Annotated in this window: 5 protein-coding genes; 4 read left to right on the plus strand and 1 reads right to left on the minus strand. The window is 71.9% G+C overall.

Annotated features, from left to right (window positions below; translation table 11 throughout):
* Positions 1-180 precede the first annotated feature (180 nt).
* A complete protein-coding gene (locus ACZ39I_RS28205; RefSeq protein ID WP_467247426.1) occupies positions 181-2,379 on the minus strand; it encodes an elongation factor G-like protein EF-G2 in 2,199 nt (732 codons plus the stop codon).
* Positions 2,380-2,593: 214 nt separating this feature from the next.
* On the opposite strand from ACZ39I_RS28205, the gene pgsA reads away from it, so the two are divergent.
* From pgsA to ACZ39I_RS28225, 4 genes are all read left to right on the plus strand, one after another.
* Positions 2,594-3,400 (plus strand): phosphatidylinositol phosphate synthase, encoded by an 807-nt coding sequence (gene pgsA, locus ACZ39I_RS28210; RefSeq protein ID WP_467247602.1) that lies wholly within the window; start codon positions 2,594-2,596, stop codon positions 3,398-3,400.
* On the plus strand, positions 3,397-4,314 hold the full coding sequence (locus tag ACZ39I_RS28215) for a phosphatidylinositol mannoside acyltransferase (protein ID WP_467247428.1): 918 nt from the start codon (positions 3,397-3,399) through the stop codon (positions 4,312-4,314). Before pgsA ends, ACZ39I_RS28215 begins: the two co-directional genes overlap by 4 nt.
* Complete coding sequence (locus tag ACZ39I_RS28220) at positions 4,311-5,480, plus strand: glycosyltransferase family 4 protein (RefSeq protein WP_467247430.1); 1,170 nt, start codon at positions 4,311-4,313, stop codon at positions 5,478-5,480. The genes ACZ39I_RS28215 and ACZ39I_RS28220 overlap by 4 nt, the downstream gene beginning before the upstream one ends.
* 155 nt (positions 5,481-5,635) lie before the next feature.
* Positions 5,636-6,178: a LemA family protein gene (locus tag ACZ39I_RS28225; protein ID WP_467247431.1), complete on the plus strand. Its 543-nt coding sequence runs from the start codon at positions 5,636-5,638 to the stop codon at positions 6,176-6,178.
* The last annotated feature ends 274 nt before the right edge of the window (positions 6,179-6,452 follow it).

Consider the following 6,452-nt stretch of genomic DNA (forward strand, 5'->3'; position numbering starts at 1 on the left):
ACCCACTGCGGCTTTCCCGACTTCCTTGCTTCGCACACCTGTTGATCAGGTCATCAGCGTATCCGTACGCGCTGACATTAATCGGCGGACGGCCGAAGCCGCCCGCCGATTCGGAGGGGAGCGTTCCACAAACGTCACCCGAGGGGCCCCGGACGCCACTTGTGCGGCGTCCGGACCCAACTACGAGGCGACCCGCGCCTCTTCACGGATCCTCTCGGCGATCTGCGGCGGCATGGGTTCGTGCCGCGCGTAGGAGCGGCTGAAACGCGCGGTGCCGTGCGACAGGGACCGGAGGTCGACCGCGTACCGGCCGATCTCGATCTCGGGCACCTCGGCCTTGATGAGCGTGCGCCCGCCGTTGGTCTGCTCGGTGCCCAACACCCGGCCGCGCCGCCCCGACAGGTCGCTCATCACGGCGCCCACGTAGTCGTCGCCGACCAGCACGGACACCTCGGCGACCGGCTCCAGCAGATGGATCCTCGCGTCGCCCGCCGCCTCCCTGAGGGCCAGCGCCCCGGCCGTCTGGAACGCGGCGTCCGAGGAGTCCACGGAGTGCGCCTTGCCGTCCAGCAGCGTCACCCGGACATCGATGAGCTGATGGCCGGTGGCGACCCCCTTGGCCGCCTGCGCCCGTACGCCCTTCTCGACGGACGGGATGAACTGCCGCGGTACCGCGCCGCCGACGACCTTGTCCACGAACTCGATGCCCGAGCCGCCGGGCAGTGGCTCCACCTCGATCTCGCAGATGGCGAACTGCCCGTGCCCGCCGGACTGCTTCACATGACGCCCGCGCCCGGTCGACCTGTCGGCGAACGTCTCACGCAGGGAGACCCGGTGCGGTACGACGTCCACCTGCACGCCGTAGCGGCTGCGCAGCCGCTCCAGTGCCACATCGGCGTGCGCCTCGCCCAGGCACCACAGGACGACCTGGTGGGTGTCCTGGTTCTGTTCGAGCCGCATGGTCGGATCCTCGGCGACCAGCCGGGCCAGGCCCTGCGAGAGCTTGTCCTCGTCCGCCTTGCTGTGCGCCTGGATGGCGAGCGGCAGCAGCGGGTCCGGCATCTCCCACGGCTCCATGAGCAGCGGGTCGTCCTTGGCGGAGAGGGTGTCGCCGGTCTCCGCGCGGCTGAGCTTGGCCACGCACGCGAGGTCGCCCGCGATGCAGTGCGACAGCGAGCGCTGCTGCTTGCCGAAGGGAGCGGACAGCGCGCCGATGCGTTCGTCGACGTCGTGGTCCTCGTGCCCGCGGTCGGCGAGCCCGTGCCCGGAGACATGGACCGTCACGTCCGGACGCAGCGTCCCGGAGAAGACCCGCACCAGCGAGATCCGGCCGACGTACGGGTCGGACGCCGTCTTCACGACCTCCGCCACCAGCGGCCCCTCGGTGTCGCACGCCTTGATCTCACGCGGCTTGCCGTCGATGGTCGTCACGCCCGGCGTGGGGTGCTCGAACGGTGTCGGGAAGCCGCCCGTGATCAGCTCCAGCAGCTCGACCGTGCCGAGCCCCTGCCTGGCACCGTCGGCGGCCGGGGCGGCGGCCAGGACCGGATGGAACACCCCGCGCGCGACGGCCCGCTCCAGGTCCTGCACGAGCGTCTTGAAGTCGATCTCCTCGCCGCCCAGATAGCGGTCCATGAGGGTCTCGTCCTCGCTCTCCGAGATGATCCCCTCGATCAGCCGGTTGCGGGCCTCCTCGATCCCCGGCAGCAGGTCCTCGCCCGGCTCGGACTCCTTGCGCTCCCCGGACGAGTAGTCGAACAACTGCTGCGACAGCAGTCCGGTCAGCCCCGTCACGGGTGCGTGCCCGTCGGGCCCCTGCGGGCCGCGCAGCGGGAGGTAGAGCGGGAGTACGGCGTCGGGGTCGTCGCCGCCGAAGGCCTGCGCGCAGATCCGCGTCATCTCCTCGAAGTCCGCCCGCGCGGCCTCCAGACGCGTGATGACGATCGCCCGGGGCATTCCGACGGCCGCGCACTCCTCCCACACCATGCGCGTGGAGCCGTCCACCCCGTCCGAGGCCGAGACGACGAAAAGAGCCGCGTCCGCCGCTCGCAGACCGGCCCTGAGTTCCCCGACGAAGTCGGCGTATCCGGGGGTGTCCAGAAGATTGATCTTGTACCCGTCCCATTCGACGGGCACCAGGGAGAGCTGTACCGAGCGTTGCTGCCGGTGCTCGATCTCGTCGTAGTCCGAGACGGTGCCGCCGTCCTCCACGCGGCCCGCCCGGTTCACTGCTCCCGCGGTGAGCGCGAGAGCTTCCACCAATGTCGTCTTGCCCGATCCGGAGTGGCCGACCAGCACCACATTCCGTACGGACGCGGGGTGGTCGGCCGCTGTTGCCCTGCCGGCGGCTCCGGGGTGTGCGTTCGCCTTGTCGCCCATGGCCTTGCCTCCCGTGCACGGTGAGGTCTCTGTGGGCGCGGACATGCGGACCCGCGTGCGGTGCGGCTCCGGTGACGCCCGCGGTCCTTCGAGCTTTCCACTCCCGTCACGGTGCGTCCATACGACGGACGCGATCGCCCGGTGACCTGGATGCCGCGCGCACGTGACACGGCTACGGGTGCCCGGCCGTCACCCACGCGCGCGCGTGGCTACGATGGGCCAGCCGGTGGCCAGCAGGGGCCGCGCGGCGAAACCGACCCTCGGGAAGGCCATGCTGAACAAGTACGCGCGTGCTTTCTTCACGCGTGTTCTCACGCCGTTCGCCTCGTTTCTGATCAGAAGGGGCGTCAGCCCCGACACGGTCACACTCCTCGGCACCGCCGGAGTGGTCGCGGGCGCGCTGGTCTTCTACCCCATGGGCGAGTTCTTCTGGGGCACGGTCGTGATCACGCTGTTCGTGTTCTCCGACCTCGTCGACGGCAACATGGCCCGCCAGCTCGGCCGCTCCAGCCGCTGGGGCGCCTTCCTGGACTCCACGCTCGACCGCGTCGCCGACGGCGCGATCTTCGGCGGCTTCGCCCTCTGGTACGCCGGGGGCGGCGACGACCTCACCCTGTGCGCGGTCTCCATCTTCTGCCTGGCCAGCGGCCAGGTGGTGTCGTACACGAAGGCCCGCGGCGAGTCGATCGGGCTGCCGGTCGCCGTCAACGGCCTCGTCGAGCGCGCCGAACGCCTGGTGATCGCCCTGACCCTGGCGGGCCTCGCGGGCCTGCACAAGTTCGGCGTGCCCGGCATCCAGTACCTGCTGCCGATCGCCCTGTGGATCGTGGCCGTCGGCAGCCTGATCACGCTGATCCAGCGGGTCGTCACGGTCCGCCGGGAGTCCGCGGAGGCCGAGCAGGCCGAGCAGGTCGCGGAGGCGGTGCAGGTCGCGGAGGCCGTGCAGACCGCGGACGAGCCCTCCGCCCCCGGTCCGGCTGCCGGGGAGTCCCGGGAGCAGGGGAGCGAGGCCGCGAAGTGAGCGCCCAGGACCGGCTGACGGACTCGCTGTACGGCCTCGGCTGGGGCGTGGTGAAGAAGCTCCCCGAGCCGGTCGCCGTACGCCTCGGCCGGAGCATCGCCGACCTGGCCTGGAAACGGCGCGGCAAGGGCGTGCTCCGGCTGGAGAGCAACTACGCGCGCGTGCTCCCCGACGCGAGCCCGGAGCGCCTCGCCGCACTCTCGCGCGCGGGCATGCGCTCGTACCTGCGCTACTGGATGGAGTCCTTCCGGCTGCCCGCCTGGAGCAAGGACCGCATCAAGAGCGGCTTCCATCCCAAGGGCCTGCACCACCTCACCGACGGGCTCGCCGCCGGCAAGGGCGTCATCCTCGCGCTGCCGCACATGGCCAACTGGGACCTCGCCGGCGCCTGGGTCACCACCGAGCTGGAGACACCGTTCACCACGGTCGCCGAACGGCTCAAGCCGGAGACGCTCTACGACCGTTTCGTCGCCTACCGCGAGGGCCTGGGCATGGAGGTGCTCCCGCACAGCGGCGGCACCGCCTTCGGCACGCTGGCCAGGCGCCTGCGTGACGGCGGCCTGGTCTGCCTGGTCGCCGAGCGCGACCTGTCGTCGTCCGGGGTCGAGGTCCGGTTCTTCGGCGAGGCGACCCGTATCCCCGCGGGCCCGGCCCTGCTGGCCCAGCAGACGGGCGCGCTGCTGCTGCCGGTGACTCTCTGGTACGACGACTCGCCCGTCATGCAGGGCCGGGTGCATCCCTCGGTCGAGGTGCCCGAGACAGGTACGCGGGCCGAAAAGACGTCTGTCATGGCACAGGCGCTGGCCGATGCCTTCGCCACCGGGATCGCCGACCATCCGGAGGACTGGCACATGCTGCAGCGCTTGTGGCTGAAGGACCTCGAGCCCCGGCCGTCGGACGGGGCGCGCCCGTGAGAATCGGCATCGTCTGCCCGTACTCCTGGGACGTACCCGGTGGCGTCCAGTTCCACATCCGCGATCTCGCCGAGTACTTCATCCGCCTCGGCCACGAGGTGTCCGTCCTCGCCCCGGCCGACGACGACACCCCGCTGCCGCCGTACGTCGTCTCGGCCGGCCGCGCGGTCCCGGTGCCGTACAACGGCTCGGTGGCCCGTCTGAGCTTCGGTTTCCTCTCGGCGGCACGGGTGCGCCGCTGGTTGCACGACGGCGAGTTCGACGTGGTGCACATCCATGAGCCGTCCTCGCCGTCGCTCGGCCTGCTGACCTGCTGGATCGCTTCGGGACCGATCGTCGCGACCTTCCACACCTCGAACCCGCGCTCCCGGGTCATGGTCGCCGCGTACTCGATCCTCCAGGCCGCCCTGGAGAAGATCAGCGCCCGGATCGCCGTCAGCGAGTACGCCCGCCGCACGCTCGTCGAACACCTCGGCGGCGACGCGGTGGTGATCCCCAACGGCGTGGACGTCGACTTCTTCGCCAGGGCCGAGGCCAAGCCCGAGTGGCAGGGCGACACGATCGGCTTCATGGGCCGTATCGACGAACCCCGCAAGGGCCTGCCGGTGCTGATGAAGGCCCTGCCGAAGATCCTCGCCGAGCGCCCGCGGACCCGGCTGCTGGTCGCCGGGCGCGGCGACGAGGAGGAGGCGGTGGAGTCGCTTCCCGAGGAGCTGCGCGCGCGCGTGGAGTTCCTCGGCATGGTCAGCGACGCGGACAAGGCCCGCTTCCTGCGCAGCGTCGACCTGTACGTCGCCCCCAACACCGGCGGCGAGAGCTTCGGGATCATCCTGGTCGAGGCCATGTCGGCGGGCGCGCCGGTGCTCGCCTCCGACCTCGACGCCTTCGCCCAGGTTCTGGACCAGGGCGCGGCGGGCGAGCTCTTCGCCAACGAGGACGCGAACGCGCTCGCCGAGGCGGCGGTACGGCTGCTCGGCGACCCAGCGCGGCTGTCCGAACTGCGCGAGCGCGGCAGCGCGCACGTCCGCCGGTTCGACTGGTCGACCGTCGGGGCGGACATCCTGTCGGTCTACGAGACGGTGACGTCGGGCGCGGCGGCGGTGGCGGCGGCGGACGACGACCGGGGGTGGGGGCTGCGGGCACGGCTGAGGCTCGCCCGCGACTGATCGCCGACCTCGGGGCCGGGCAGGGCCGGAGTCGGTGAGCGGATCACGGCACCGGTTCACCGGCCCTCGGCAGCGCGGACCGGTCGGACAGCCGGGCACGGCTCCGCGGCGGCTGCCGCTTCCCGCGCCGACCCGCCCCGATAGCCTTGCTGCCCGTGACTCCCACCCTCATCTGGATTCTCGTCGCGCTGGTCGCGATCGGCCTTTATCTGAGCTGGACCGCGGGCCGTCTCGACCGGCTGCACGCCAGGATCGACGCCACGCGCGCGGGCCTGGACGCGCAGTTGCTCCGCCGGGCCTCCGTGACCCAGGAGCTGGCCACCTCGGGCGTGCTCGATCCGGCCGCGTCGATCGTCCTGTACGAGGCAGCGCACGCCGCGCGGCAGGCGGAGGAGGAGCAGCGGGAGGTCGCCGAGAGCGACCTGAGCCAGGCGCTGAGGGCCGTGTTCGCGGAGCCCGCCCAGGTGGAGGCGGTGCGCGAGGTGCCCGGTGGAGAGGCGGCCGCCCATGAACTCACCGAGGCGGTACGCCGGGTCCCCATGGCCCGCCGCTTCCACAACGACGCCGTGGGCGCCGCCCGCCGCCTGCGCCAGCACCGCAAGGTCCGCTGGTTCCGCCTGGCCGGCCACGCCCCCTTCCCGATGGCCTTCGAAATGGACGACGAGCCACCTCCGGCCTTGGTGGACCGGGCCGGGTAGGGGCGATCAGACCCAGCTTCCGGCTGGGAAGCGCTGGTGCGCTGCGGGGCAACGTTTGGGCGGCGGGGCACGAGTCGCCGGCGGCCTCGGTGGACCGGGCCGGGCCGGACCGTGATCGACGTCGGCCGCCAGTGGCCTTGCGTGGCCTGGAGGGCAACCAGATCCGGCTTTCGGCCGGGAAGCGCTGGTGCGCTGCGGGGCAACGTTTGGGCGGCGGGGCACGAGTCGCCGGCGGCCTCGGTGGACCGGGCCGGGCCGGACCGTGATCGACGTC

Source organism: Streptomyces sp. NPDC024687 (assembly GCF_055559055.1).